The organism is Mycolicibacter acidiphilus, from assembly GCF_018455725.1.
In the GTDB taxonomy this organism is placed as follows: domain Bacteria; phylum Actinomycetota; class Actinomycetes; order Mycobacteriales; family Mycobacteriaceae; genus Mycobacterium; species Mycobacterium acidiphilum.
Window position 1 is genome coordinate 72,632 of record NZ_JAHCLR010000012.1, and the last position, 25,445, is coordinate 98,076.

The following is a 25,445-nucleotide window of genomic DNA, read 5'->3' on the forward strand; positions in this document are numbered from 1 at the left end:
TCGCCGTTACCCGTCGATCCCCGAGTTGCGGATCAGCATCGTGCCGTTCTGCACGGTCATGCTCAACCAGCGCGCCTCGGTCAGCGTCTGGCCGTGTTCGACGTATTCGAGTTCGACCTGGACGCTGGTCTCGTCGCGGGGAGTCACCGACGTCACCGTCACGGTGGTGACCGTCGACCAGAAGTCCAGGTAGCTGTCGAGCCCGTTCTGCTCCTGGTAGTCGGCGGCGAGGTGCGTCCAGGCCTGGCGGGCCTGGTCGGGGAGGAGTGCGTAGTAGGCGGTGACGAAGGTGCGCATCGCGGCGAACGGCATGTCGGCGGGGGCGGCTTCGAGCCGTGACGGGGCGCCGACGACTGCCACCACCGTTGCCGTGCGGGTGTGCGCGATGGGCCGCGCCCCGATCGTCACCCCGACCGCGATGAACACCAGCGCAGCGACCGCCGCCGCGGCGAGCAACCGCCAGTTCGGGATGCGCCGGACGGTCGTGGCACGGGGGTGATGCTGCCGTTGGCTCGCGGTGGCCTTGGCCAGCGCGTCGGCGAAGTCCGCACAGCAGTCGAACCGCTCGGCAGGGTCCTCGGCCAGCGCGCGGGCCAGCACCGGGTCCAGCGCGGCGAGATCGGGGTGGGTCGCGGCCAGCAGTGGCGGCGCCGCGCTCAGGCGCGTCCGCCCGGCCAGCAGGTGGAAGGCGGTGGCGGCCAGCGCGTACTGGTCCGCCCGGCCGTCCAACGGCGCCCCAGCCAGCTGTTCGGGCGCGGCGTACGCGATCGTGCCGGGCGTCATGTTGGTGGCGGTCAGCCCGCTGATCGCGTCGAGCCGGCGGGCGATCCCGAAGTCCGCCAACAGGATCCGCCGGGCCGACTCGTCGGTGAGAAGGATGTTGGCCGGTTTGACGTCACGGTGCAGCAGCCGGTGCCGGTGGGCGTAGTCCAGGGCCTGCGCCACCGCGGTCACCATCTCGACCACATCGGCGACGGGCAGGCCGCCGCGGAAGCGGTCGCCGAGCAGCCGGGCGGCGTCGGATCCGGCGACGTAGTCCATCGCGATCCACAGCCGCCCACGGTCCTCGCCGCGGTCGTGCACGCCGACGATGTTCGGGTGGAACAGCGTCGCGGCCAGGTTCGCCTCCCGGATGAACCGGGCCCGGTACTCGGGGTCGGCGGAGACGTCGGCGGCGAGCACCTTCAGCGCGTCCCGCCGCGGCAGCCGGGGGTGCTGGGCCAGGTAGACCTCGCCCATGCCGCCGGCGCCGAGGGCGTCGACGATCGTGTACCCGGCGAACGTCGCCCCGGTGGGAAGCGGCATGCGCGGAATCCTATGTCGGCTCGGCGCGTTGCCGCGCACCGCTGTCAGCCGGGTTCGGTAGGGTCCCTCCGCGTGACTCCGAACGCAGCGCTCAAGCCGGTGAACACCCGGCTCGCCGAGGAACTGGCAGTGGCAGAACGGCAGGTGGCGGCCGCAGTCGCCCTGCTCGACGAGGGCAGCACCGTGCCGTTCATCGCGCGCTACCGCAAGGAGGTCACCGGCAGCCTCGACGACGGCCAGCTGCGCACGCTGGAGGAGCGGCTGCGCTACCTGCGGGAGCTCGACGACCGGCGAGCCAGCGTGCTGGCCTCGATCGAGGAGCAGGGCAAGCTCACCGACGATCTGCGGGCGGCGCTGCTGACGGCCGACACCAAGGCGCGGGTCGAGGACATCTACCTGCCCTACAAGCCCAAGCGGCGCACCAAGGCGCAGATCGCCCGGGAGGCGGGCCTGGAGCCGCTGGCCGACCGGCTGCTGACCGACCGGTCACTGGACCCCCGGCAGGTCGCCGCCGAGTTCATCGGCGAGGAGGTCGCCGACGCCGAGGCGGCGCTCGACGGCGCGCGCGCGATCCTGGTGGAGCGGGCCGCAGAGGACGCCGAACTGGTCGGCGCGGTCCGGGAGAAGTTCTGGTCGAGCGGCTCGGTGCGCACCGTGCCGCGGTCGGCCGAGGCAGCCAAAAGCGCTGCGGCGCAGAAGTTCCGGGACTACTTCGAGTTCAGCGAGGCGCTCGACGACATGCCGTCGCACCGGGTGCTGGCGGTGTTGCGCGGCGAGAAGGAGGAGGCGCTGTCGCTGGCCTTCGATGGCGGTGAGGACACGGCGTACCACGCGATGGTCGCCCGCTCCCTCGACATCGACATGACCGCACCCGGCGCGGCGACGCCGTGGCTGGCCGAGACCGTGCGGTGGGCGTGGGACACCCGGCTGATGTTCTCCGCGGCGGTCGACGCCCGGATGCGGCTGAAGCTGCGCGCCGAGGCCGACGCGGTGACGGTGTTCGCCAAGAACCTCAAGGACCTGCTGCTGGCCGCGCCGGCCGGCAACCGCACCACGCTCGGCCTGGACCCGGGCTTCCGGACCGGGGTGAAGGTCGCCGTCGTCGACGCCACCGGCAAGGTCGTCGACACCTGCGCGATCTATCCGCACCAGCCGCAGAAGCAGTGGGACCAGGCCAAGGCGACGCTGGCGGCGCTGGTGGCCCGGCACAACGTGGACCTGATCGCGATCGGCAACGGCACCGCATCCCGGGAGACCGACGCGCTGGCCACCGAGCTCATCACCGACATCCGCACCGCCGGCGCGGCCGTCCCGGCCAAGGCGATGGTCAGCGAAGCCGGCGCCTCGGTGTACTCGGCGTCGGCCTACGCCGCCCATGAGCTGCCCGACCTGGACGTCACCCTGCGCGGCGCGGTGTCGATCGCCCGGCGGCTGCAGGACCCGCTGGCCGAGCTGGTCAAGATCGAACCGAAGTCGATCGGCGTCGGGCAGTACCAGCACGACGTCACCCCCGGGACGCTGGCGCGCAGCCTCGACGCGGTGGTCGAGGACGCGGTGAACGCGGTCGGCGTCGACCTGAACACCGCGTCGGTGCCGCTGCTGGCGCGGGTGTCGGGGGTGTCGCAGTCGCTGGCCGAGGCGATCGTCGCCCACCGCGACGCGACCGGGCCGTTCCGCAGCCGGTCCGCGCTGCTGGACGTACCCCGGTTGGGGCCCAAGGCATTCGAGCAGTGCGCCGGGTTCCTGCGGATCTCCGGCGGCGACGACCCGCTGGACACCTCGGGCGTGCATCCGGAGGCCTACCCGGTGGTGCGGCGCATCCTGGACCGTTCCGGTGTCACGCTGGCCGAACTGATCGGCGACGAGCGGGCGCTGCGCTCGCTGGCCCCGGCCGACTTCGCCGACGAGCGGTTCGGCATCCCGACCGTCACCGACATCCTGGCCGAACTGGAGAAGCCGGGCCGCGACCCGCGACCGGCGTTCTCCACCGCCACCTTCGCCGCCGGGGTGGAGAAGGTGGCCGACCTGAAGGTCGGAATGATCCTGGAGGGGGTCGTCACCAACGTCGCGGCGTTCGGCGCGTTCGTTGATGTCGGCGTGCACCAGGACGGCCTGGTGCACGTCTCGGCGATGTCGGAGAAGTTCGTCTCCGACCCGCACGAGGTGGTCAAATCCGGCCAGGTGGTGCGGGTGAAGGTCGTCGATGTCGACGTCGAACGTCAGCGGATCGGGCTGAGCCTGCGGCTCAGGGATGCGCCCAAAGACGGGCCCAAAGCCGGCCAGGCGGGCAAACCCGCCCCGCGCCGCGACGGCGGCAAGCAGAATCGGGGGGAGCGCCGGCCGGCCGCCGGCGGTGGACGGCCGAGCGGGTCGATGGCGGACGCGTTGCGCAACGCCGGTTTCGGGAGGTGACGGCGGGACATGACCACGCAGCCGCGGGATGACTTCGTCGCGATCGTCGGCGCCGGCGATCTGCTGACCGCCGAGGCGATCGGCCCCGACTACGGCCACGACGAGGCGCTGGTCGGCGCACCGGTCACCCCGGCGTATGTGGCCCGCCCGCAGACCGCCGAGCAGGTCGCGGCGCTGCTGGCCGCCGCCACCGAACATCGGATCCCGGTCACCGCGCGCGGTTCCGGGACCGGGCTGTCCGGGGGCGCCCGGCCGTGCCCGGACGGCCTGCTGATCTCCTTCGAGCGGATGAACGCCGTGCTCGAAGTCGATGCGGACAATCAAGTGGCGGTGGTGCAGCCCGGGGTCACGCTGGCCGACCTGGACACCGCGACCGCCGCCGCCGGTCTGGTCTACACCGTCTTCCCCGGTGAGCTCTCCGCCAGTGTCGGCGGCAACGTCGGCACCAACGCCGGCGGCATGCGCGCCGTCAAATACGGGGTGACCCGGCACAACGTGCTCGGCCTGCAGGCGGCGCTGCCGACCGGCGAGCTGATCCGCACCGGCGGCAAGGTCACCAAACTGTCCACCGGCTACGACCTGACCCAGCTGATCATCGGCTCGGAGGGCACGCTGGCGCTGGCCACCGAGGTGACCGTCCGGCTGTATCCGCGGCTGGCGCACTCGGCCACCCTGCTGGTGCCGTTCGCCGACCTGCCCGCAGTGCTGCAGGCGGTGCCCGCGGTGGTGCGCAGCGGGGCGGACCCCGACATCCTGGAGTACGTCGACAACCTGACGCTGGCCGCGATCAGCTACACCCAGAACCTGAGCCTGGGCATCCCCGACGGCATCCGGGACACCGCGCAGGCGTACCTGGTGATCGGGGTGGAGAACCGCGACCGGGACCGGCTCGACGGTGACGTGGCGATGCTCGGTGAACTGCTGGACTCGCTGGGCGCACTGGATCTGTATGTACTGGAAGGAAATTCCGCGCACGCGCTGATCGAGGCCCGGGAGCGGGCGTTCTGGACGGCGAAGGCGGCCGGCGCCCACGACGTTATCGACGTCGTGGTGCCGCGCACCCGGATGCACGAGTTCTTCACCCGGGCACAGGAACTCGCGCAGGCTGCCGGTGCCGGGGTGGTCGGCTGCGGGCATGCCGGCGACGGCAACGTGCACCTGGCGGTGTTCTGCGCCGACGACGACGTGCGGCACCGGCTGCTGCACGACATCTTCGCCGGCGCGATGACCCTGGGCGGCGCGATCTCCGGTGAGCACGGCCTCGGCCGGGTCAAGACGCAGCACTTCACCGAACTGGAGGACCCGGTGAAGCTGGCCGTGCTGCGCCGGATCAAAGACGCATTCGACCCGGCCAGAATCCTCAATCCCGGTGTGGTGCTCAACGAAAGAGACAATCGATGACTAACGGCGCACAGGCCCTGATCGCCACCCTGGTCGGTTCCAACGTGCGGGTGTGCTTCGCCAACCCCGGCACCTCCGAGATGCATTTCGTCGCCGCACTCGACTCGGTGCCGCAGATGCGCGGGGTGCTCTGCCTGTTCGAGGGCGTGGTGACCGGCGCCGCCGACGGCTACGCCCGGATCGCCGGCCGGCCCGCCGCCACCCTGCTGCACCTGGGACCGGGGCTGAGCAACGGGCTGGCCAACCTGCACAACGCCCGGCGCGCGCACGTGCCGGTCGTCAACGTCATCGGTGACCACGCCACCTACCACAAGAAATACGACGCGCCGCTGGAATCCGACATCGAACCGCTGACGGACTGGACGCACGGCTGGACCCGCCGCACCGATTGCGGCGCCGACGTGGGGCGGGATGCCGCCGAGGCCGTCGCCGCATCGATGGCCAGCCCGGCGCGGGTCGCGAACGTGATCCTGCCCGCCGACATCTCCTGGGACGACGGCGCCGAGCCGGCCGGACAGGTGGACCCGGTGCCCGCGGCGGCCCCCGACCCGGGCGCCGTCGCCGAGATCGCCGCCGTGCTGCGCAGCGGCGAACCCGTCGCCCTGCTGATCGGCGGTCCCGCCGCCGCCGCCGTGCGCGCACTGGAGGCCACCGACCGGATCGCCGCCGCCACCGGTGCCCGTGTGCTGGTGGAGACGTTCCCGGCCCGGCTGGTCCGGGGTGCGGGGGTGCCGGCGGTGGACCGCCTCGGCTACCTGGCCGAGCAGGCCGCCTTCCAACTCGACGGGATCAAGCACCTCATCGTCGCCGGTACCCGCTCCCCGGTGTCGTTCTTCGCCTACCCCGGCAAACCCAGCGACCTGGTGCCCGAGGGGGCCGTCGTGCACAACCTGGCCGGGTTGGAGACCGATGTGGTGGCCGCCCTGGAAGACGTGGCACAGTTGGTCGCCCCGGGCGTCGCACCCCGGCCGGCTCCGGCCGCCACACCGGAGTTGCCGTCCGGGGATCTGACCCCGCAGAACTGGGTGCAGGTGATCGGCGCCCTGCTGCCACACGACGCGATCATCTCCGACGAATCCAACACGTCGGGGCTGCTGCTGCCGGCGGCCACCGCGGGATCACCGCGCCACGACGTGCTCACGCTCACCGGCGGGGCGATCGGGCAGGGGCTGCCGGTCGCGCTGGGCGCCGCGATCGCCGCCCCGGACCGGCCGGTGATCGCGCTGCAGGCCGACGGCAGCGCCGCCTACACGATCTCCGCGCTCTGGACGATGGCACGGGAGCAGGCCAACGTCACCACGGTGCTGATCAACAACAGCTCGTACGCCATCCTGCGGCTGGAACTGTCCCGGGTCGGCGCCGACGGCGGGGGACCCAAAGCGAACGACCTGCTGGACCTGTCCCGGCCGAACATGGACTTCGCCAAGATCGCCGAGGGCTTCGGGGTGCCGGCGACGGTCGCGAAAACCTGCGAGGAGCTCGCCGAGCAGTTCCGCGCCGCACTGGCCGAACCCGGGCCGCACCTGATCGACGCGCGGATCCCGACGCTGTTTTAGCCCTTCAGCCGGCCGGCGGCGAACGCGGCGCCCTCGTCGGCCTTGCCGTCCTGCACGTACATCAGGTGCGGGATCACGCTGCCGCCGTCGGTGCAGTAGATGTCGTTGGGCAGGCAGAAGTCGATGCTCTTCGACTGGTAGCTGCTGGCCAGCACCGGCAGCGGACCGCCCCACAGGCCGCTGGAGTAGGGGCTGCTCGGCGGCCCGAACAGCACCACCGCCGCCACGTGGGCGGCCACCGCCGGCGGCATCGAATTGCTGGACATCGCCGTCACCGCCGCGCCCTGCGAGTAGCCGCCGAGCACCAGTTTGGTGTTCGGGCAGTTCGCCACCGTCGCCTCGATGTGCGCGGTGGCGTCACGCTCGCCGAGCAGGGCGCTGTTGTGGTAGTCGGTGCTGGCCGGGTATTCGACCGGGTAGATCTCCAGCGACTTGTCCGTCACCTGCTCACGCAGCGCGGCGACGAACGCGTCGCCGACGTCACCGAGGCCGACCGGCTGGCCGGAGCCGCGGGCGAAGACCACCTCGGCGTCCGGGCAGGGTGCCGCCGCGGTGATCGGCACGCCGGCCGGGGCGCTCAGCAGCGCTCCGGTGAGCACGATCGCAGGGGCTACGCAGCGGGTGACGGCACGGGAAAGCATCCGTAAATGCTGACATGGCGGGGTCATTCTTCTTCCCCGGGGTTGGGCTACAGCCGGTTCGCGGCGTACGCCGCGCCTTCGTCGACGATCCCGTCGTACGCCGACGGGTCGTGCGCGGCGAAGTTGAGGCCCTCGGAGCAGACCGGGTCCTCGGGGGTGCACAGCTGGATGGTTTTGCCCGCGTACGCCGGCCCGATCACGACGGGAGGCTGGCCGAGGAAGTTCATCGCCCGGGCGTTCGGGGTGCCGAACAGGACGACGGCGGCGACGTGCTCGGCGACCTCGACGGGCATCGGTCGCGGCACGTCCGCGCCGTCCACCCCGTCGGGGATGGCGTCGGCGGTGGAGAAGGCCATCACGGCCGCGCCCTGCGAGAAGCCGCCCAGCACCATGCGGGTCTTGGGGCAGGTTGCCGCCGTCGACTCGATGTGCGCGGTGGCGTCGCGGATGCCCTCGATGCCGGTCGGCCAGTCGTTGGTCGCCGGATAGGCGATCGGGTAGACCTCCAGCGTCCGGTTGCCGATCCGGGACCGCAGTGCGTCGATGAACGCCTGACCGGTGGCCCCGACGCCGGGGTCCTCGTCAGTACCCCGGGCGAACAGGGCCCGGACGTCGGGACATGACTCGGCGGCTCGCGCCACGGGTGTCGGGACGGCGGTCGGCAGCAGCCAGGCCGCAGCCAGTGCAGCACCGAGGAGAGGGATGGTTCGACGTGTGCCCACGCCCCCATGCTGTCATAAGCCGGCCGCGGCTCGCGCGGGACACTCTTAGGACCGCTAAACATGATCGGGTCGCAGCACTGTGCCGCCAATGACCATGGCGAGCAACTGAATCGCGCAGACCGTCGCCACCAGCACCGGTACGCCGACGTCGTAGAGCCAACCGGTGAGTGCACCGCCGGCCGCTGCGGCTGCCCCGAGCCCGGCGGCGAAGACCCCGTAGGCGGTGGCCCGCCGCGCCGGTCCGACCAGATCGGCCACCACCGCGCGCAGGGTGGACTCCTGCACGCCGGTCGCCGCACCCCACAGCAGCGCGCCGACGACGACGGTGGCCAGCCGGCCGGTGAACGCCGACACCGCGACCAGCGCGGCCAGCACCGGCAGCGCGACCAGGATCACCCCGCCGAACCGGTCGTAGCACCAGCCCGACGCCAGCGCCGCGAGGGCGTCGGCGCCCATCGCCGCCGCGTACAGCACCGCCACCGCGGACGCCGGCAGCACGCCGCGGGCGACCATGTGGAACGACAGCAGCCCGAACGTCGCGAATCCGGTCATGGTGAGTGCGATGAATCCGCAGTAGCGCCAGAACGTTTGGGGCAACCGGCCGCCGTCGCCGGCGACGGCGGCGGGTCGCTCCGGTGTCGTGTCGAGTTCGTATCGTGCGGGGTCGGGCACCCGCATCCGCAGCCACACCAGCAGCGCCAGTGCCGCCACCCCGGGCAGCGCCAGCACGCCCAGCGCCGGGGTGTAGTCGCCGCCGGTGGCGTTCAGCACGGCGGCCACCGTCAGCGGGCCGATCACCGCGCCGATCTGGTCCAGCGCCTCGTGCACGGCGAACCCCCGGCCCTGCCCGACAGCGCTGGCGGCATGCGACAGCAGCGTGTCCTTGGCGGGGCTGCGGACCGCCTTGCCGACCCGCTCGGCGAGCACCAGTGCGGCCGCGACCCACAGCGTCCCGGCCACCCCGAGCAGCGGCACCGTGACGACGGTCAGCGCGTACCCGGAGATCGTCCAGGCCCAGAACCGTCGGGTGCGGTCCGCCAATGTGCCCGACACCAGGCGAAGTCCGAGCGCCGCGGCCTCCCCGGCACCGGTCACCGCACCCACGACCAGGCCGGATGCGCCCAGCGCGCCCAGCAGCGGCCCGGTGATCGAGCGGGCGCCTTCGTAGACCACGTCGGCGAGCAGGCTGACGGTTCCGAAGACCGTGACGAACCGCCACGCGCTCAACATACGACCACATGCTAGGTCCGTTCAGGCGCATGCGAGGGCGTTCCGATGTGGTGCAGATGCGTTGCCCGGCACACCATCAGCGCCGCAATGTCGGGTATATGGAGCATCCGCCGATAAAATTTGGAAATCCGGTGCGTGAGCGGGGGCCGGTGGGGACAGCGGATTGGACAGCATGGCACAGGACACGGGCCCGGCGATGGGCATGTCGGTCGGTGCGACCGCCTTGTGCGCGGTGACCGCCGACCGTGCTATCACCCGCCGGCCGGTGCTGACCCTCTACCGCGACCGGCCGTCACGGATCGGCACGCCGTCGGAGAACCCGGATGCGCTCTCCGACCTCGACGAGCACGGGTTGGTGGTGACCGATTTCGTGGACCGGGTCGGCGAAGCGGAACCGGTCGCGGCGGCCGACGGCTCCACCCACCGGGCCGAACAGCTGCTCGCCGATGCCCTGCACGCGCTGGCCTACACCGTGACCGAGGGTGACCCGCTGCCGCCCGCGGTGGCGGTGACGCACCCTGCGCACTGGTCGCGGCGGGCCGTCGACGCACTGCGCACCGCGCTGGGCCGGGTGTCGGAGTGGTCGCAGCAGCCGGTGTCACTGACCTCGGACGTCGTCGCGGTGCTGACCGCGCTGCGGGCCAACCCGGGTCTGCCGGACCAGGGCGTGATCGCGGTCTGCGACTTCGGCGGCAGCGGCACCAGCATCACGCTCGTCGACGCGGCCCGCGACTACGAGCCGATCGGCGTGACCCGGCGGCACACCGCGTTCTCCGGCGACGTGATCGACCAGGCCCTGCTGGATCACGTGGTGGCCGATCTGAGCTCCAACGGATCGGACGACGGGCCGCCCACGGTGGGTTCGCTGACCAGGTTGCGCAGCCAGTGCCGGGATGCCAAGGAGCGACTGTCCACCGAGACCGTGGCGGAACTGGCCGGCTTTCATGGCGGTGCCTGGCTGACCCGGGCCGAACTCGATGAGGCGATCCGGCAACCGCTCGCCGGGTGTCTCACCGTGGTCGAGAACACGTTGGCGGACAACGACATTGCGCGGGATCGGTTGGCGGCGATCGTGTCGGCCGGGGGCGGGGCGAACCTGCCGGCGGTCACCACCGCACTTGCCGGGCATTTCGGCGTCCCCGTCATCACGTCGCCGCGGCCACAGCTGACGGCGGCCATCGGAGCGGCACTGGGCGTCGCCGGCACGGTGACGCCGGCGCCCAAGGTCGCGGTGCCGACAGCCGAGACACCGTCCGACGCGCCGGTGCCGACACCGACACCGCCGTCGCCGCCGGTTGAGACCGTCCAACCGCTCCTGGCGACCGACGAACCGGCCGCCACCGCCGCCGCCGTCGAACCGTCGCGTCCCCGACCCACGCCACCGCGTCCCCGGCCGTCGGTCGAACCGGAGGCCGCGGCCGGTGCCGGCGGGATCTCCTGGTATCGGCGTCCGGTGCCGGTGATCATCGTCGCCGCGGTGCTGGCACTGCTGATGGGCACGATCGCCGTGTTCGTGCTGCGGCGCGCCGCCGACGGCGGATCGGAGTCCGACATCCCGGGCCCGGTGGCAACCACGACCGTCATCGCCCCGCGCACCGAACTGCCGCCCGCGCCGGTACCGGTGCTGCCGCCGGTACTGCCGAACCTGGAGGGCCCGGAGTTGCCCGAGAACCCCGGTGTGCCGGGCACGCCGGCTGTGCCGCCGACCCCGGGGCTCACCGAGGAGCCGACCAGCCCCTGACCTCCCGGGCTACCGCGCCCGCTTGGCCAGCACGACCAGTGCCAGGGGGATCTGCATCTGCTGCGGCGAAGCGGCCAGCCGGGCCGCGACGCCGACCTCCAGGTGGCGCATGAAATCAGCCGTCCGCGGATCACCCAGCCCGCCGGCCAGTGCGGTGGCCAGGGTCGGGAAGATCGCGGCGCTGGTGAACTCGGCCCACTGCGAACCGAGCGCCCCGGCGTCGTGGTCGAGCAGGTAGCGGTCCCAGAACCGGTCCTCGCCGTCGAAGACTTCCAGCCGTTCGATCGACAGCTGCTCGAAGCGGCCGGCCGGGGCGAACGGTGCCCGCAACTCGCCCTCGCTGCGCCCGATGATCGGGATCGTCATGCGCCGGGCCTCGTCCCGGCTGAGCAGCCCCTCGGCGACCTGGTCGTCGAGCACCTGGGCGATCGCGTCGAGCAGCGGCTGATAGCCGAACCGCCCGTGCCGGTCGACGGCGGCGGTCAGCACCAGCAGCTTGCCGCCGGGGGCCAGTTCCCGGCCGCGGAACGCCACGAAGTTCTGCCAGTCCTCGGCGGACTGTCGCCGGTAGGCCTGCTGGGCGGCGGCGTCCCCGGTGTGTGCGACGTGGACGTGGTCGGCGACCTCGGGCAGGTCCGCGGCCGGCCGGCTGAGCCACATCGTCGCCCAGGACGACCAGCCGAGCGTGACGCTGAGGGCCGGCAGGATCTGGGCGTAGAACGACCGCCCTATCGCCGAGGAGTAGGTGGCCGCATCCTTCAGCGCATAGCTGTCCGGGTCCTCGGCCAGCGTCGTGAACAGCGCGGTGAAGTCGTTGCCCGGCAGGTCGGTGTGGGTGACCAGCACGGCATGGTCGGCTCGGGTGCGCCGGCGGAACACGGTGATGGCCGCGCCGATCGGCAGCAGCGAGTTGTGACCGGTGGCGGCGCCGTAGTCGGCGATGACGATCGGCCGGGGCGCCGCGGGCAGCGGAACCTCCGCGGCGAGTTCCCGGAAGACGGCGGTCGCACGACGCAGACCGGCTGCCTGCAGCCGGTTCGACGGGGTGCACGTCGCGCTGCCCATCGGCTCGGGACGCACGACGATGCTCGATTCCCGCATCCGCACCTCCCCAAGATAACCCTCAGTGGCCGCGTGTCACCCAGTCGTCATAGTGCACCAGTTCGTCGCCGATCCGGGTGCTGTCGCCGTGCCCGGTGTAGACGACGGTGTCGTCGGGCAGCGCACCGAGCCGACCCGAGATCGAGGACAGAATCGTCGGGAAGTCGGAGAAGGAGCGTCCGGTTGCGCCGGGTCCGCCGTGGAACAGGGTGTCGCCGCTGATCACGGCGCCCAACTCCGGCGCGTACCAGCACACCGAGCCGGGGGAGTGCCCGGGCGTGTGCAGCGCGCGCAGTTCGATGCCGCCCGCGGTCAGGGCCTGACCGTCGGAGACCGGCTGGAACTCCTTGTCCGGGTGGGTCATCCGCCACAGCATGTCGTCGGCGGGGTGCAGCAGCACCGGGGCGTCGAACGTCTCGCCCAGCTCCGGCGCGACCGTGACGTGGTCATTGTGGCCGTGCGTGCAGACCACCGCCACCACCATGCGGCCCCGCACCGCGTCGACGATCGGCTGCGCGGTGTGGGCGGCGTCGAAGACCACCACCTGCGAGTCGTCGCCGACGATCCAGATGTTGTTGTCGACTTCCCAACTGCCGCCGTCGAGTTCGAAGGTGCCGTGCGTGACGACCCGCTCGATCCCCGGCGTCACAGCAGCACGACCGAGCGCAGCACCTGCCCGCCGTGCATCCTGGCGAAGGCGGCTTCGACGTCGCCCAGCCCGATGCGCTCCGACACGAACTTCTCCAGCGGCAGCCGGCCCTGCAGGTACAGGCTGATCAGGGTGGGGAAGTCGCGTTCGGGTAGGCAGTCGCCGTACCAGGACGACTTGAGCGAGCCGCCGTGCGAGAACAGGTCGATCAGCGGCATCTCCAGTGTCATGTCCGGCGACGGAACCCCCACCAGCACAACGGTTCCGGCCAGGTCCCGAGCGTAGAACGCCTGCTTCCAGGTCTCCGGGCGGCCGACGGCGTCGATCACCACGTCGGCGCCGAACCCGTCGGTCAGGTCCTGAATCGCGGCCACCGGGTCGGTGTCGGCGGCGTTGATGGTGTGGGTCGCGCCGAACTCCCGCGCCCAGGCCAGCTTGGTGTCATCCCGGTCGACCGCGATGATCTTCTTCGCCCCGACCAGCGCCGCCCCGGCGACCGCCGCATCACCCACCCCGCCGCAGCCGATCACCGCGACGGTGTCATCGCGCGTCACCGCGCCGGTGTTGATCGCCGCACCCAGGCCGGCCATCACCCCGCAGCCCAGCAACCCGGCCACCGCCGGGTCCGCGGCCGGATCCACCTTGGTGCACTGCCCGGCATGCACCAGGGTCTTGTCGGCGAACGCGCCGATGCCCAGCGCCGGGGTGAGTTCGGTGCCGTCGGTGAGCGTCATCGGCTTCGAGGCGTTGAACGTGGAGAAGCAGTACTGCGGCCGGCCGCGCTTGCAGGCCCGGCACTGCCCGCAGACCGCCCGCCAGTTCAGGACCACGAAGTCGCCGGGCGCCACCGAGGTGACGTTCGACCCGACGGACTCCACCGTGCCCGCAGCCTCGTGGCCGAGCAGGAACGGGTAGCTGTCGTTGATGCCGCCGTCGCGGTACATCAGGTCGGTGTGGCAGACCCCGCAGGCGATCACCTTGACCACGACGTCGTCGGGCCCGGGATCGGGTATGACGACGTCGACCAACTCGACCGGTTCACCCTTTTTCCGCGAGATCACGCCGCGCACTGTCTGACTCATGCCGGTTAACCTACCTGGGTGATCGATCCCACCGAAGACACCGAGGACACCAAGCAGTTCACCGATCGGATGCTGGACATGGTGGACGCCGCCAGCGCCGCGATTCTGGTCAGCATCGGCCACCGGACCGGGCTGTTCGACACGCTGGCCGGACGGCCGCCGGCGACCAGTGCCGCGATCGCCGAGGCGGCCGGACTCAACGAACGCTACGTGCGGGAATGGCTGGGCGGCATGGTCACCGGCCGGGTCGTCGACTACGACCCCGCGACGTCGACGTACACCCTGCCGGCGCAGCGCGCCGCGGTGCTGACCCGGGCGGCCGGCGTCGACAACCTGGCGTCGCTGGCGATGTCGGTGCCGATGATGGGCGAGGTCGAGGAACAGATCGTCGACTGCTTCCGGGACGGCGGCGGCCTGCCGTACAGCGCCTACCCCCGGTTCCACGCCATTCAGGCCGAGCAGAGCGCCCAGATCCTCGACGCCGCCCTGATCGATGAGATTCTGCCGCTGGTCGACGGCCTGCAGGAGCGGCTGTACGCCGGGATCGACGTCGCCGACATCGGCTGCGGCTCCGGGCACGCGGTGAACCTGATGGCCCGTGAATACCCGCTGAGCCGGTTCACCGGGATCGACTTCTCCGACGAGAGCCTGGCGGTCGCGGTGGCCGAGGCCGGTTCGCTCGGGGTGCGCAATGCGGTCTTCGAGGCCCGGGACGTGGCCCGGCTGCAGCTGACCGAGGCCTACGACGTCGTCACCGCGTTCGATTCCATCCACGACCAGGCGCAGCCGGCGCAGGTGCTGGCCGGGATCCACGCCGCGCTGCGGTCCGGCGGGGTGTTCCTGATGGCCGACATCAAGGCGTCCAGCCTGCTGGAGGAGAACGTCGGCGTGCCGCTGGCCTCCTACCTGTATGCGATCTCGACGATGCACTGCATGTCGGTGTCGCTGGCGTTCGACGGGGCGGGGCTGGGCACGGTCTGGGGTCACCAGTTGGCGACCCGGATGCTGCGGGACGCCGGCTTCACCGACGTCACGGTGGCCGAGGTGGCCGCCGACCCGGGGAACTACTACTACCTGGCGCGCAAATGACCGCGCTGGACGCGCTGGCCGACTGGCCGGTCGAGCACGCGGCCGCCGCGGTCGTCGGCCCGGCCGGCGTGCTGGCGGCCCACGGCGACCCGGCACGCCCGTTCTACCTGGCGTCGGTGACCAAACCGCTGGTCGCCCGGGCGGTGCAGGTCGCGGTCGAGGAGGGGGCGGTCGAACTCGACACGCCGGCCGGGCCGCCCGGGGCCACCGTGCGCCACCTGCTGGCGCACGCCTCGGGACTGTCGATGGACTCCGACCGGATCCTGGCCGCGCCCGGCGCCCGCCGGATCTACTCCAACCACGGCTTCACGGTGCTGGCCGAGACGGTGCAGGACGCGTCCGGCATCGCGTTCGACCGCTACCTGGCCGAAGCCGTGTTCGAGCCACTGGGTATGACGGCGTCCCGGCTGGACGGCGGGACGGCCGCCGCCGGGTTCGGCGGCACCTCGACCGTCGCCGACCTGACCGCGTTCGCCGCGGACCTGCTGGCGCCGGTCACGGTCTCGGCCGCGCTGCACACCGAGGCGACCAGTGTGCAGTTCCCCGGCCTGGGCGGCGTGCTGCCCGGTTACGGGTCGCAGCGCCCGAACGACTGGGGGCTGGGATTCGAGATCCGCGACGGCAAATCGCCGCACTGGACCGGGGCGGCGAACTCGGCCCGCAGCTACGGCCATTTCGGGCAGTCGGGCACGCTGATCTGGGTAGATCCGGCGATCAGCCTGGCTCTGGTGGTGCTCACCGACCGTGATTTCGGGGAGTGGGCGCTGCCGCGGTGGCCGGTCCTGGCCGATGCGGTGATCGCCGAATACGGTCGACACTAGCCAACACGCGCCTCACAAGGCACAATAGACCCATACAGCACTGAATAATCAGCAGCATCACTGCTCAAGGCAGGCCCATCAGGTCGTTGGGGAAGACGTCCCTCGTGGAGCTGTAAGGAGCAACTGATGCGTGCGTCGAACCAATTCGCCGACGTGACCAGCGGTGTGGTGTACATCCACGCGTCGCCTGCCGCGGTGTGCCCGCATGTCGAGTGGGCGCTGACCTCGGCCCTGGGTACCCCCGCGACCCCGGCCAAGCTCCATTGGACGCCCCAGGCCGCGATGCCGGGTCAATTGCGGGCGGAGGTCAACTGGGTCGGGCCGGTCGGTACCGGCGCGCGGCTGGCGAACGCGCTGCGATCCTGGTCGGTGCTGCGGTTCGAGGTCACCGAGGATCCCAGCGCCGGCGTCGACGGTCACCGGTTCAGCCACACCCCGCAGCTGGGGCTGTGGAGCGGGGCGATGAGCGCCAACGGCGACGTGATGGTCGGCGAGATGCGGCTGCGCGCGCTGATGGCGGAGGGCGCCGACACGCTGGCCGCGGAGTTGGAGTCGGTGCTCGGTACCGCGTGGGACGACGCCCTGGAGGCCTACCGCGGCGGCGGCGACGGCGCCGAGGTGTCCTGGCTCAGTCGCGGCGTGGGTTAGGCGCCCGCAGAATCCGCAGCGCGCCCGGCACCGCGGAGATCTCGGCGGGCAGCGCACCGGCGCAGTCGCCGTCGGCGTAGGCGTTGATGCCCGGGCAGTCCACGTGCACCGACTTCGCCCGCCGCGTGGTCACCTCGTCGAGGTCGACGTGGGTGCCCTTGAAGACGGTGGGGAACAACCGGATCAGCTTGGCCGGTGACGCCGAATGCACCATCGTCACGTCGAGCAGGCCGTCGGTGTGATCGGCGCCCGGGCAGATCAGCATGCCGCCGCCGTAGCTGCGGGTGTTGCCGAACGCCGCCATCGTCAGATCGATGCAGATCTCGTCGCCGCCGTCGAACGCCAGCCGGAACGGCAGCAGGCGCAGCTTCGACAGTTCGGCCAGCATCGCCAGGTTGTAGCGCATCCGGCCGCGCGGCCAGCGCATCCGGTTCGCGCGATCGCTGACCAGGGAGTCGAAACCCGTTGCCGCCACGGTGCCGAACCACTTGGTGGTGCCGTCGTCGCGCCGAATATGGCCCAGATCGACGGTTTCGGTGAAGCCGTCCGCGACGATGTCGGCCGCGGCCCGCGGATCGCCGGTGGGGATCCGGTATTCGCGGGCGTGGTCGTTGCCGGTGCCGGCCGGCACGATGCCCAGCGGAATGTCGTTGCCCGCCAGGGTTTGCAGCGTCTCGGCGATGACGCCGTCGCCGCCGCAGACCACCACCGCGTCGGCGCCGTGCTCCAGTGCGCCCTCCAGCAGCCGACGGGCGTGGGCGGCGTCGGAGCCGACGACGTGCACCACATCGACGCCGCGCTGCTGGAATCGGGCAGTCGCCGCCTCGGTGGCCCGCGGCGCATTGCCGTGCCCGGACGCCGGGTTGGTGACAAGAATGACCCGGCCGATCTGGCGCTGGGTCACGGGATGAGCTTGCCGGGGTTGAGGATTCCGGCCGGGTCCAGGGTCGCCTTCACCGCCCGCAGCAGCGCTATTCCCAGATCGCCGACCTCGGTATGCATCCAGGGGCGGTGGTCGGCGCCGACGGCATGATGGTGGGTGATCGTGCCGCCGGTCGCGGTGATCGCGTCGCAGGCGGCTGCTTTGGCCTTGCGCCACTGCTCGATCGGGTTCCCGCGCTGCCCGGCGACCACGGTGAAGTACAGCGAAGCGCCGGTGCGGTAGACGTGCGAGATGTGGCACAGCACCAGCGCGGGCGTACCGGACTCACCCAGTGCGGTGCTGAGCGCCTCGGTGACCGCTGCCTTCAGCGCGTTGACGCCTGCCCAGTCGGTCGCCGTCTCCAGCGTCTCGCAGAGCGCACCGGCGGCCAGCAGCGAGTCGCGCAGGTACGGGGCGCCGAACCGGCCGTGCTCCCAGGCCCGGGCGGCCGGTTCGCCCAGTGACGTGCCGCCGTGCGCCATCAGCACCGCGGCGGTCTCGTCGTGCCGCGACTTGGTGTGCGCCGCACTGCCTTCGAACACCGTGATCGCCAGGCAGCCGCCGGTGATCTGCTGCTCGCCGATCGCCTCGGTGGTGGCCAGGTTGACCCCGGTCTCGGCCTCGTCGGACAGTCGGATGACGGTCGGGCCGGTGCCGGTCTGGGTGACCGCGCGCAGCGCCGCTGCACCGGTGGCGAAGTCCGGGAACGACCACGCCTCGTAGCGGGTGGTCTCCGACACCGGGTGCACCCGGATCCGGACCCGGGTGATCACTCCGAACGTCCCCTCCGAGCCGATCAGCAGCTGGCGCAGGTCCGGGCCGGCCGCCGACGCCGGCGCCCGACCCAGGTCGAGCACGCCCATCGGGGTGACGGCGTGCACGCCGAGCACCATGTCGTCGAACCGGCCGTAGCCGGCGGAGTCCTGGCCCGAGGAGCGGGTGGCCGCGAAGCCGCCGAGGGTGGCGTACTGGAAACTCTGCGGGAAGTGGCCGAGGGAGAAGCCCCGCTCACCCAGCAGGCGTTCGGCGTCCGGGCCGGTGACCCCGGCGTCGAACTCGGCGATCCCGGACTCCTCGTCCAGGGAGCGCAGCCGGTCGAAGCGGCGCAGGTCCAGCGCGACGACGGCGGTGAAGCCGGCGCGGATCGGGTCGACGCCGCCGACGACGCTGGTGCCGCCGCCGAACGGGACGACCGCGATGCGGTGCCGGCTGCAGTGATCCAGGATCGCCGCGATCTCGGTTTCGGTGCCCGGTAACAGCACCGCGTCCGGGGCGTCCTGAACGCCGGGTGCGTTGCGGCGCAACAGATCCAGCGTCGACTTGCCGCCGGCGTGCAGCAGCCGGTCGTCGTGGCCGGTGCGGCAGTGTTCCGTCCCGACGATGGCCGCAAGGGCTTCGCGGTCGGTGTCGCCCAGTGCGCTCGGGCGCAGTTGCACCTGCGCCGGGTCGGATTCGGGTGCGCTCGAACCGTCGACGCCGAGCGCTTGCTTCAGCAGCGCGCGGATCCCGTCGGAGAGCGGTTTGGCCGCGGCCGGGTCGCCCCAGGCGTTCCATTTCATCGGCGGTAGCAGTGCATCCGATCCCGTCATGCGATACAGTATTACATATCGTGTCAATGTGTAACGAAGATGTGAGCGTCGAGGATCGGATCCTCGGCGCCGCGGCCGACTGCGTACTCGCGATGGGATTCGACCGGGTGACGCTCGCGGAGATCGCCCGCCGCGCCGGCATCAGCCGGCCGACCGTCTACCGGCGCTGGCCGGACACCCGCTCGATCCTCGCCGCGCTGCTCACCGCCCGGGTCACCGGTGCACTGGCGCAGGTGCAGTCGACGGGAGTCGGCCGCGCGGCGCTGGTGGGGCGGATCGTCGCGGTCGCGGAGTCGCTCCGGTGCGACCCGGTGATCATGGCGGTGCTGCACCACGACCCGGAGCTGGCGATGGTCTACATCGTGGAGCGGATGGGCACCAGCCAGCACGTCGTCTTCGACGTCCTGGTGGCGGAGATCGAGGCGGCTCAGCGCGAGGGCAGTGTGCGTGTAGGGGATCCGCGGCGGCTCGCCGCGATGGTGCAGCTGATCACCCAGTCCACGATCCAGTCCGCCCGGCTCGTCGCACCGGTCCTGGACGCCGACGCGCTCGCCGCCGAGCTCGGTTACGCACTGAACGGATACCTGTCATGACGGCTCGGCTCGATGCCCAACGTCGGACCGCCGACCTGGCCGCACTCGCCGACGGCGCCGCGCTGGATGTGCTGGTGATCGGCGGCGGCATCACCGGCGCCGGCATCGCCCTGGACGCGGCGTCTCGCGGGCTTTCGGTGGCGCTGGTGGAGAAGCACGACCTGGCGTTCGGCACCAGCCGGTTCAGTTCCAAGCTGGTGCACGGCGGACTGCGTTACCTGGCCAGCGGCAACGTCGGCATCGCCCGGCGCAGCGCGGTCGAACGCGGCATCCTGATGACCCGCACCGCCCCGCACCTGGTGCACGCGATGCCGCAGCTGGTGCCGCTGCTGGGCTCGATGCGCCGCGCCGAACGGGCGCTGGTGCGCACCGGCTTTCTCGCCGGCGATGGGCTGCGCCGGCTGGCCGGCACTTCGGCGGCCGTGCTGCCGAGGTCGCGCCGCATCTCGGCGCAGCGGGCCGCGGAACTGGCCCCCACCGTGCGCCGGGACGGCCTGGACGGCGGACTGCTGGCCTACGACGGCCAATTGATCGACGACGCCCGGCTGGTGTGCGCAGTGGCGCGGACCGCCGCCCAGCACGGGGCGAAAATCCTGACCTATACCTCAGCATCCGATGCGACCGGAACCTCGGCGCGGCTGACCGATCAGCGCACCGGCGAGTCGTTCGACGTGGCCGCCCGCGCGGTGATCAACGCGACCGGGGTGTGGGCCGCCGACATCGATCCGGCGCTGCGACTGCGGCCCAGTCGCGGCACGCACCTGGTGTTCGACGCCGCCGCGTTCGGCAATCCGACTGCCGCGCTGACGGTTCCGATCCCGGGAGAACTGAACCGGTTCGTGTTCGCAATGCCAGAACAGCTGGGCCGGGTCTACCTGGGGCTGACCGACGAGGAAGCGCCTGGCCCGGTTCCCGAGGTGGCACAACCGACTTCAGCGGAGATCGACTTCCTGCTGGCCACCGTCAACACGGCGCTCGGTGTCACCCTGACCGCGACTGACGTCATCGGCGCCTACGCCGGGCTGCGGCCGCTGGTGGACGCGGGGGAGGGACGCACCGCCGACGTGTCCCGGGAACATGCCGTCGTCGCATCGGACTCCGGAGTGCTCAGCATCATCGGGGGCAAGCTCACCGAGTACCGGTACATGGCGCAAGACGTGCTGGACCGGGCGATCGCGCTGCGTGGCTTGCGCGCGGCGCCGTGCCGCACCCGCGACCTGCCGCTGATCGGGGCGCCGGGCAATCCGGGCTCGGACACGACGGCTGCGGGGTTGCCGGCATCTTTGGTGGCGCGCTACGGCGCCGAGGCGCCGGCCGTGCTCGCCGAAGCCACCTGCCCGCGGCCCGGTGACCCGGTCGCTGACGGGATCGACGTCATCCGTGCCGAATTCGAGTACGCGGTCAGCCATGAGGGCGCACTGACCGTCGACGATGTCGTGGACCGGCGCACCCGGATCGGACTGGTGGACGCCGACCGGCAGCGCGTGGTCGAGGTGGCGGGGGAGTTCGTGGCCAGCTGACGCCGAACGTGCACAGTTGACCTTCCCCACCAGGGGATTTGCCGGTGAACTCTGCACGTTCGCGGAAGGGAGAGACTCCTTACAGCGGGATGTTCTTGTGGCGACCGCGCCGCGCCGGCGCCTCGGCCAGCGCCTGGGTGATCTTGCTGCGAGTGTGCGACGGGTCGATCTTCTCGTCGACGACGCCGATCTCGATCGCGCTGTCCACCCCGCCGGCGATCCGCTCGTGCTCGAGCGCCAGCTCCTCGTGCAACGCGTCGCGCTCGTGGTCGGGCGCGGCGGCCAGCTTCTTCTTGTGCAGGATGCCGACCGCGGCCTTGGCGCCCATCACCGCGACCTCGGCGTCCGGCCAGGCGAACACCTTGGTGGCGTTGAGCGAGCGCGAGTTCATCGCGATGTAGGCACCGCCGTAGGTCTTCCGGGTCACCAGCGTGACGCGGGGGACGGTGGCCTCGCCGAACGCATGCAGCAACTTCGCGCCGCGGCGCACCACGCCACCCCACTCCTGGCCGACGCCGGGCAGGTAACCCGGCACGTCGACGACCACGATCAGCGGAATGCCGAACGCGTCGCAGAGCCGCACGAAACGCGCTGACTTCTCGGCGCTTTCGGAGTTCAGGCAGCCGCCCAGCCGCAGCGGGTTGTTGGCGATCACGCCGACGGTACGCCCGGCCAGCCGGCCCAGGCCCACCACGATCGACGGCGCCCACTTGGCCTGGAACTCGTCGAACGGCCCGTCGTCCAGCAGCGCCGAGATCAGCGGGTGCACATCGTAGGCGCGCCGAGCCGACTCGGGCAGCAGTGCGTGCAGGTCGACCTCGCCGGCCTCGGCCTTGCCGCGGTCGAAATGACCCTGCTGGCAGAACAATCCGACCAGCCGGCGGCCGCGCTCGTAGGCGTCGAGTTCGTCGTCGGCCACGATGTGGCAGACCCCGGACTTGCGGTGGTGGGTGTCCGGGCCGCCCAGCGACGCCATGTCGACGTCCTCGCCGGTGACGCTGCGCACCACGTCGGGACCGGTGACGAACACCCGGCCCTCCGGTGCCATCACGATCACGTCGGTCAGCGCCGGCCCGTAGGCGGCGCCGCCGGCGGCGAAGCCGACGACCACCGAGATCTGCGGGATGTAGCCGGACGCCCGGATCATCGCCTCGAAGACCAGCCCGACGGCGTGCAGCGCCTTGACTCCCTCGGCCAGCCTTGCGCCGCCGGAGTGCCACAGCCCGATGATCGGGGACTGCTCGGCGATCGCGGTGTCGTAGGCGTTGACGATGTGCCGGCAGCCGTCGATGCCCATGGCGCCGCCCATCACGGTGCCGTCGGTGCAGAACGCCACCGTGCGGACCCCGTTGACGGTGCCGGCGGCGGCGAGCACGCCGGAGCGGTCCCGCTCGTGCAGCAGTTCCACGGTGCCGTCGTCGAAGAACGTCGACAGCCTCAGCAGCGGGTCACGCGGGTCGAGCGATTCGCCGATCGTCTCCGGTGCCATGGTCGTCATCGCGGTTCTCCTTAACTCAGTACCGGCCGAAGACGAGGGCGACGTTGTGCCCGCCGAATCCGAACGAATTGTTGATCGCGTAGTCGTACTTGCCGGGGCGGGGCTCGCCGGCCACCACGTCCAGGTCGACCTCCGGGTCGAGGTGCTTCAGGTTGAGCGTCGGCGGGATCACCTGGTCGCGCAGGGCCATCACGGTCAGGATGGACTCCACCGCGCCGGCTGCGCCGACCGAGTGGCCCAGCGCGGACTTCGGCGCGTACACCGCGGCGTGGCCGCCGCCTTTGCCCAGGGCGGTGTCGATGGCGTGCGCCTCGGCGATGTCACCGACCGTGGTGGCGGTGGCGTGCGCGTTGACGTGGTCGATGTCGGCCGGGGTCAGCCCGGCCAGCTGGATCGCGCGCTGCATCGCGTAACCGGCCTGCGCGCCGTCGGGGTCCGGCGCCACGATGTGGTAGCCGTCCGAGGTGAGGCCGGCGCCCATGATCCGGGCGATGATGTTCGCGCCGCGAGCCTTGGCGTGCTCCTCGGTCTCGATGACCAGCAGCGCCCCGGCCTCGCCGAACACGAATCCGTTGCGGTCGCGGTCGAACGGCCGGCAGGCGCCTGCCGGGTCGTCGTTCGAGTTGGACAGCACGATCCGCATCTGGGCGAAGCCGGCGATCGGCACCGCCTCGATGCGCTGCTCGATCCCGCCGCAGATCGCGATGTCGGCCTCGCCGAGCACGATCTGCTGCCAGGCGCGGGCGATGCCCTCTGACCCGGACGCGCACGCCGAGATCGACGTCAGCACACCGGCGCGGGCCTTGCGGTCCAGCCCGATGGCCGCACCCGCGGCGTTGGGCATGTATTTCTGCACGGTCAGCGGGGAGACCGCGGAGATGCCGCGCTCCCGCATGCCGTCGTAGGCGAAGACCAGCTCTTCGGTGGAGCCGAGCCCGGTCCCGACCGACACCAGCAGTCGTCGGGTGTCGACCTCCGGCGAGCCGGCGTTCGCCCAGGCCCGCCGGCCCATCACCAGCGCCACCTTCTGCAGGTAGGCCAGCCGGCGCGACTCGATGCGGGTCAGGCCCTCGTCGAAGGATTCCGGGGTCTCGACCATGTGGCCGCCGATCCGGACCGGCAGGTCGTACTTCGTGACGAAATCATCAGTGAGCGTACGAATTCCGCTCTGGCCGTCGAGCAGTTTCTTCCAGGTTTCTTCTGCGTCGGCGGCCAGAGCGGTCGTCATGGCAAAACCGGTGACGACGACGTTGGGAAAACCGTTGCCTGTAGCCAGCGTTGACATGGGTATTGCACGTTCCTTCTCTTGAGATGGGTTCGGTATCAGTACTTCCCGAACGCGAGCGCCACGTTGTGCCCGCCGAAACCGAACGAGTTGTTGATCGCGTACTGGTAGTCGCCGTAACGGGGTTCGCCCGCCACCACGTCCAGGTCGATCTCCGAATCCGGCGTCTCGTAGTTCAGCGTGGGCGGGATGACCCCGTCACGCAGCGTGAGCACCGTCAGCACCGACTCCAGCGCACCGACCGCTCCGATGGAGTGGCCCAGTGCCGACTTCGGCGCGTACACCGCGGCGTTCTGGCATCCGGCTTCCCGGATGGCGTTCGCCTCGGCGGTGTCGCCGATCGGGGTGGCCGTGCCGTGCGCGTTGATGTGGTCGATGTCGGAGGCCGAGATACCGGCCAACTCCAGCGACCGCTTCATGGCCTGACCGGCCCGCTTGCCGTCGGGTCCGGGAGCCACCATGTGGAACGCATCGGAGGTGATCCCCGCGCCCAGCAGTCGGGCCAGCGGCTTGGCGCCGCGAGCCTTGGCGTGCTCCTCGGTCTCGATGATCATCATCGCGCCGGCCTCACCGAACACGAAGCCGTCCCGGTCCTTGTCGAACGGCCGCGACGCCTTCTCCGGCTCGTCGTTGCGGGTGGACATGGCGCGCATCATCGAGAACGCCGCGATCGGCAGCGCCTCGATCATGCCCTCCACACCACCGCAGACGACCATGTCGGCGTCGCCCATCACGATGTGCCGCCAGGCGTGGGCGATGGCCTCCGAGCCCGACGAACACGCCGAGACCGGCGTGATGACCCCGGCGCGGGCGCCGAGTGCCAGCCCGGCGACCGCAGCCGCACCGTTGGGCATGACCATCTGCACCGCGAGCGGGGACACCTTGCGGGGGCCGCCCTCGTTCATCAGGTCGTAGGTCTCGACGATCTTCTCGCCGCCGCCCAGGCCGGTGCCGATGACGACCGCGAGCCGGTCCTTGTCGACGTCCGGCGTGCCGGCGTTCGACCAGAGTCGCTCACTGAGCAGTTTGGACATCCGCTGCACGTACGACATGCGGCGCAGGTCCAGCCGGCCCATGTGGTCGTCGACCGGGTCCTTGAGCTGACCGCCGATCTTGACCGGCAGATCCCATTTCTCGGTGAATTCACCGGTGAGGGTACGGATGCCGCTCTCGCCGGCCAGCAGACCCTTCCACGTACCGTCGATGTCCGCGGCGATCGATGTGGTTGCCTCAACGGCGGTTACCACCACAGAGGGGTAACCGCCGTTGGCCGTAGAAGGCTTGCTCACTTAGCTCTCCGAACCGAACTTCTCGCGCAGCGCGGCAGCGGCCTCGGGGTTCTCGGCCTCGAGCTTCTGGATGTAGCCGACGACGTCGCCGACGGTGCGCAGGCCGGCGAGGTCCTCGTCGGGGATCTTCACGCCGTACTTGTCCTCGGTCTGCACCGCGATCTCGACCATCGACAGCGAGTCGATGTCCAGGTCGTCGACGAACGACTTCTCGACGGTGACCTCGCTCGGCTCGATACCGGTCACCTCTTCGATGATCTCGGCGAGACCGGCGATGATTTCTTCCTGGCTGGCAGCCACAGTGCTATTCCCTTCGATATGGTCCCCGCGCGGTTGCGCGGCTCTTACTGC

At 71.2% G+C, this 25,445-nt stretch carries 22 protein-coding genes; 9 read left to right on the plus strand and 13 right to left on the minus strand.

The genetic code is table 11. The annotated features are described in order from the left end of the window. Positions 1 to 6: 6 nt before the first annotated feature. Entirely contained in the window at positions 7 to 1,305 is a 1,299-nt protein-coding gene (locus KIH27_RS22965; protein ID WP_214092439.1) for a serine/threonine-protein kinase, read from the minus strand. 72 nt (positions 1,306 to 1,377) lie between these two features. Here KIH27_RS22965 and KIH27_RS08170 point away from each other — a divergent pair, with 72 nt between their 5' ends. From KIH27_RS08170 to KIH27_RS08180, 3 genes are read left to right on the plus strand one after another with little or no spacing between them, the layout of a single operon-like run. Next, on the plus strand, positions 1,378 to 3,717 hold the full coding sequence (locus tag KIH27_RS08170; RefSeq protein ID WP_307856813.1) for a Tex family protein: 2,340 nt from the start codon (positions 1,378 to 1,380) through the stop codon (positions 3,715 to 3,717). A gap of 9 nt (positions 3,718 to 3,726) precedes the next feature. Continuing rightward, positions 3,727 to 5,118, plus strand: a complete 1,392-nt coding sequence (locus tag KIH27_RS08175) for an FAD-binding oxidoreductase (protein WP_214092441.1) — start codon at positions 3,727 to 3,729, stop codon at positions 5,116 to 5,118. Then, positions 5,115 to 6,674 (plus strand): acetolactate synthase large subunit, encoded by a 1,560-nt coding sequence (locus KIH27_RS08180; protein WP_214092442.1) that lies wholly within the window; start codon positions 5,115 to 5,117, stop codon positions 6,672 to 6,674. Before KIH27_RS08175 ends, KIH27_RS08180 begins: the two co-directional genes overlap by 4 nt. On the opposite strand, the gene KIH27_RS08185 is transcribed toward KIH27_RS08180, so the two are convergent. From KIH27_RS08185 to KIH27_RS08195, 3 genes are read right to left on the minus strand one after another with little or no spacing between them, the layout of a single operon-like run. After that, the gene (locus tag KIH27_RS08185; protein ID WP_214092443.1) at positions 6,671 to 7,315 is read right to left on the minus strand and encodes a cutinase family protein; all 645 of its coding nucleotides are present in this window, start codon (positions 7,313 to 7,315) and stop codon (positions 6,671 to 6,673) included. The genes KIH27_RS08180 and KIH27_RS08185 overlap by 4 nt on opposite strands. A 47-nt stretch (positions 7,316 to 7,362) precedes the next feature. Beyond that, positions 7,363 to 8,037, minus strand: a complete 675-nt coding sequence (locus KIH27_RS08190; protein WP_372451325.1) for a cutinase family protein — start codon at positions 8,035 to 8,037, stop codon at positions 7,363 to 7,365. A 54-nt stretch (positions 8,038 to 8,091) separates the two neighbouring features. After that, positions 8,092 to 9,267 carry an MFS transporter gene (locus tag KIH27_RS08195; RefSeq protein ID WP_214092444.1) on the minus strand — a complete coding sequence of 392 codons (1,176 nt, stop codon included), beginning with the start codon at positions 9,265 to 9,267 and terminating at the stop codon, positions 8,092 to 8,094. Positions 9,268 to 9,439: 172 nt separating this feature from the next. Here KIH27_RS08195 and KIH27_RS08200 point away from each other — a divergent pair, with 172 nt between their 5' ends. Beyond that, on the plus strand, positions 9,440 to 11,008 hold the full coding sequence (locus KIH27_RS08200) for an Hsp70 family protein (protein ID WP_214092445.1): 1,569 nt from the start codon (positions 9,440 to 9,442) through the stop codon (positions 11,006 to 11,008). A gap of 9 nt (positions 11,009 to 11,017) precedes the next feature. Here KIH27_RS08200 and KIH27_RS08205 read toward each other — a convergent pair whose 3' ends face one another. The 3 genes from KIH27_RS08205 to KIH27_RS08215 are packed head-to-tail and all read right to left on the minus strand — an operon-like array spanning position 11,018 to position 13,840. Then, positions 11,018 to 12,109 (minus strand): class I SAM-dependent methyltransferase, encoded by a 1,092-nt coding sequence (locus KIH27_RS08205; RefSeq protein ID WP_214092446.1) that lies wholly within the window; start codon positions 12,107 to 12,109, stop codon positions 11,018 to 11,020. Positions 12,110 to 12,131: 22 nt separating this feature from the next. Then, entirely contained in the window at positions 12,132 to 12,758 is a 627-nt protein-coding gene (locus KIH27_RS08210; protein ID WP_214092447.1) for an MBL fold metallo-hydrolase, read from the minus strand. Then, positions 12,755 to 13,840, minus strand: a complete 1,086-nt coding sequence (locus KIH27_RS08215) for an S-(hydroxymethyl)mycothiol dehydrogenase (RefSeq protein WP_214092448.1) — start codon at positions 13,838 to 13,840, stop codon at positions 12,755 to 12,757. Before KIH27_RS08215 ends, KIH27_RS08210 begins: the two co-directional genes overlap by 4 nt. A gap of 69 nt (positions 13,841 to 13,909) precedes the next feature. Between KIH27_RS08215 and KIH27_RS08220 the strand changes: the two genes are divergently transcribed. The 3 genes from KIH27_RS08220 (at position 13,910) to KIH27_RS08230 (ending at position 16,398) form a co-directional block, all read left to right on the plus strand. After that, a complete protein-coding gene (locus tag KIH27_RS08220; protein ID WP_214092487.1) occupies positions 13,910 to 14,929 on the plus strand; it encodes a class I SAM-dependent methyltransferase in 1,020 nt (339 codons plus the stop codon). After that, positions 14,926 to 15,750: a serine hydrolase domain-containing protein gene (locus KIH27_RS08225; RefSeq protein ID WP_214092449.1), complete on the plus strand. Its 825-nt coding sequence runs from the start codon at positions 14,926 to 14,928 to the stop codon at positions 15,748 to 15,750. The genes KIH27_RS08220 and KIH27_RS08225 overlap by 4 nt, the downstream gene beginning before the upstream one ends. A gap of 126 nt (positions 15,751 to 15,876) precedes the next feature. Continuing rightward, a complete protein-coding gene (locus KIH27_RS08230; RefSeq protein WP_214092450.1) occupies positions 15,877 to 16,398 on the plus strand; it encodes a DUF3145 domain-containing protein in 522 nt (173 codons plus the stop codon). Here the strand turns inward: KIH27_RS08230 and KIH27_RS08235 are convergent. Then, positions 16,379 to 17,302 carry a diacylglycerol kinase gene (locus tag KIH27_RS08235; RefSeq protein WP_214092451.1) on the minus strand — a complete coding sequence of 308 codons (924 nt, stop codon included), beginning with the start codon at positions 17,300 to 17,302 and terminating at the stop codon, positions 16,379 to 16,381. The genes KIH27_RS08230 and KIH27_RS08235 overlap by 20 nt on opposite strands. Then, on the minus strand, positions 17,299 to 18,879 hold the full coding sequence (locus KIH27_RS08240) for an FAD-binding oxidoreductase (RefSeq protein WP_372451326.1): 1,581 nt from the start codon (positions 18,877 to 18,879) through the stop codon (positions 17,299 to 17,301). The genes KIH27_RS08235 and KIH27_RS08240 overlap by 4 nt, the downstream gene beginning before the upstream one ends. Before the next feature lie 56 nt (positions 18,880 to 18,935). Between KIH27_RS08240 and KIH27_RS08245 the strand changes: the two genes are divergently transcribed. After that, positions 18,936 to 19,502, plus strand: a complete 567-nt coding sequence (locus tag KIH27_RS08245) for a TetR/AcrR family transcriptional regulator (protein WP_250149772.1) — start codon at positions 18,936 to 18,938, stop codon at positions 19,500 to 19,502. Further along, on the plus strand, positions 19,499 to 21,022 hold the full coding sequence (locus tag KIH27_RS08250; protein WP_214092453.1) for a glycerol-3-phosphate dehydrogenase/oxidase: 1,524 nt from the start codon (positions 19,499 to 19,501) through the stop codon (positions 21,020 to 21,022). Before KIH27_RS08245 ends, KIH27_RS08250 begins: the two co-directional genes overlap by 4 nt. 79 nt (positions 21,023 to 21,101) lie before the next feature. Here the strand turns inward: KIH27_RS08250 and KIH27_RS08255 are convergent, their stop codons facing one another. From KIH27_RS08255 to acpM, 4 genes are read right to left on the minus strand one after another with little or no spacing between them, the layout of a single operon-like run. Further along, positions 21,102 to 22,520 (minus strand): acyl-CoA carboxylase subunit beta, encoded by a 1,419-nt coding sequence (locus KIH27_RS08255; RefSeq protein ID WP_214092454.1) that lies wholly within the window; start codon positions 22,518 to 22,520, stop codon positions 21,102 to 21,104. A gap of 16 nt (positions 22,521 to 22,536) precedes the next feature. Beyond that, positions 22,537 to 23,805 carry a KasA/KasB family beta-ketoacyl-ACP synthase gene (locus KIH27_RS08260; RefSeq protein ID WP_214092455.1) on the minus strand — a complete coding sequence of 423 codons (1,269 nt, stop codon included), beginning with the start codon at positions 23,803 to 23,805 and terminating at the stop codon, positions 22,537 to 22,539. 38 nt (positions 23,806 to 23,843) lie between these two features. Next, positions 23,844 to 25,094, minus strand: a complete 1,251-nt coding sequence (kasA, locus tag KIH27_RS08265; RefSeq protein WP_214092456.1) for a 3-oxoacyl-ACP synthase KasA — start codon at positions 25,092 to 25,094, stop codon at positions 23,844 to 23,846. Further along, positions 25,095 to 25,394, minus strand: coding sequence for a meromycolate extension acyl carrier protein AcpM (gene acpM / locus KIH27_RS08270; protein ID WP_046287036.1), 300 nt, complete (start codon positions 25,392 to 25,394; stop codon positions 25,095 to 25,097). It abuts the gene before it with no gap. Positions 25,395 to 25,445 lie beyond the last annotated feature (51 nt).

Excerpts from the sequence above, each read along its gene's own strand:
- KIH27_RS22965 (WP_214092439.1), bottom strand. The coding sequence starts at position 1,305 with ATGCCGCTTCCCACCGGGGCGACGTTCGCCGGGTACACGATCGTCGAC.
- KIH27_RS08175 (WP_214092441.1), top strand. The coding sequence starts at position 3,727 with ATGACCACGCAGCCGCGGGATGACTTCGTCGCGATCGTCGGCGCCGGC.
- KIH27_RS08180 (WP_214092442.1), top strand. The coding sequence starts at position 5,115 with ATGACTAACGGCGCACAGGCCCTGATCGCCACCCTGGTCGGTTCCAAC.
- KIH27_RS08185 (WP_214092443.1), bottom strand. The coding sequence starts at position 7,315 with ATGCTTTCCCGTGCCGTCACCCGCTGCGTAGCCCCTGCGATCGTGCTC.
- KIH27_RS08195 (WP_214092444.1), bottom strand. The coding sequence starts at position 9,267 with ATGTTGAGCGCGTGGCGGTTCGTCACGGTCTTCGGAACCGTCAGCCTG.
- KIH27_RS08200 (WP_214092445.1), top strand. The coding sequence starts at position 9,440 with ATGGCACAGGACACGGGCCCGGCGATGGGCATGTCGGTCGGTGCGACC.
- KIH27_RS08205 (WP_214092446.1), bottom strand. The coding sequence starts at position 12,109 with ATGCGGGAATCGAGCATCGTCGTGCGTCCCGAGCCGATGGGCAGCGCG.
- KIH27_RS08215 (WP_214092448.1), bottom strand. The coding sequence starts at position 13,840 with ATGAGTCAGACAGTGCGCGGCGTGATCTCGCGGAAAAAGGGTGAACCG.
- KIH27_RS08220 (WP_214092487.1), top strand. The coding sequence starts at position 13,910 with ATGCTGGACATGGTGGACGCCGCCAGCGCCGCGATTCTGGTCAGCATC.
- KIH27_RS08225 (WP_214092449.1), top strand. The coding sequence starts at position 14,926 with ATGACCGCGCTGGACGCGCTGGCCGACTGGCCGGTCGAGCACGCGGCC.
- KIH27_RS08230 (WP_214092450.1), top strand. The coding sequence starts at position 15,877 with ATGCGTGCGTCGAACCAATTCGCCGACGTGACCAGCGGTGTGGTGTAC.
- KIH27_RS08240 (WP_372451326.1), bottom strand. The coding sequence starts at position 18,879 with ATGAAATGGAACGCCTGGGGCGACCCGGCCGCGGCCAAACCGCTCTCC.
- KIH27_RS08245 (WP_250149772.1), top strand. The coding sequence starts at position 18,936 with ATGTGTAACGAAGATGTGAGCGTCGAGGATCGGATCCTCGGCGCCGCG.
- KIH27_RS08250 (WP_214092453.1), top strand. The coding sequence starts at position 19,499 with ATGACGGCTCGGCTCGATGCCCAACGTCGGACCGCCGACCTGGCCGCA.
- KIH27_RS08255 (WP_214092454.1), bottom strand. The coding sequence starts at position 22,520 with ATGACGACCATGGCACCGGAGACGATCGGCGAATCGCTCGACCCGCGT.
- KIH27_RS08260 (WP_214092455.1), bottom strand. The coding sequence starts at position 23,805 with ATGTCAACGCTGGCTACAGGCAACGGTTTTCCCAACGTCGTCGTCACC.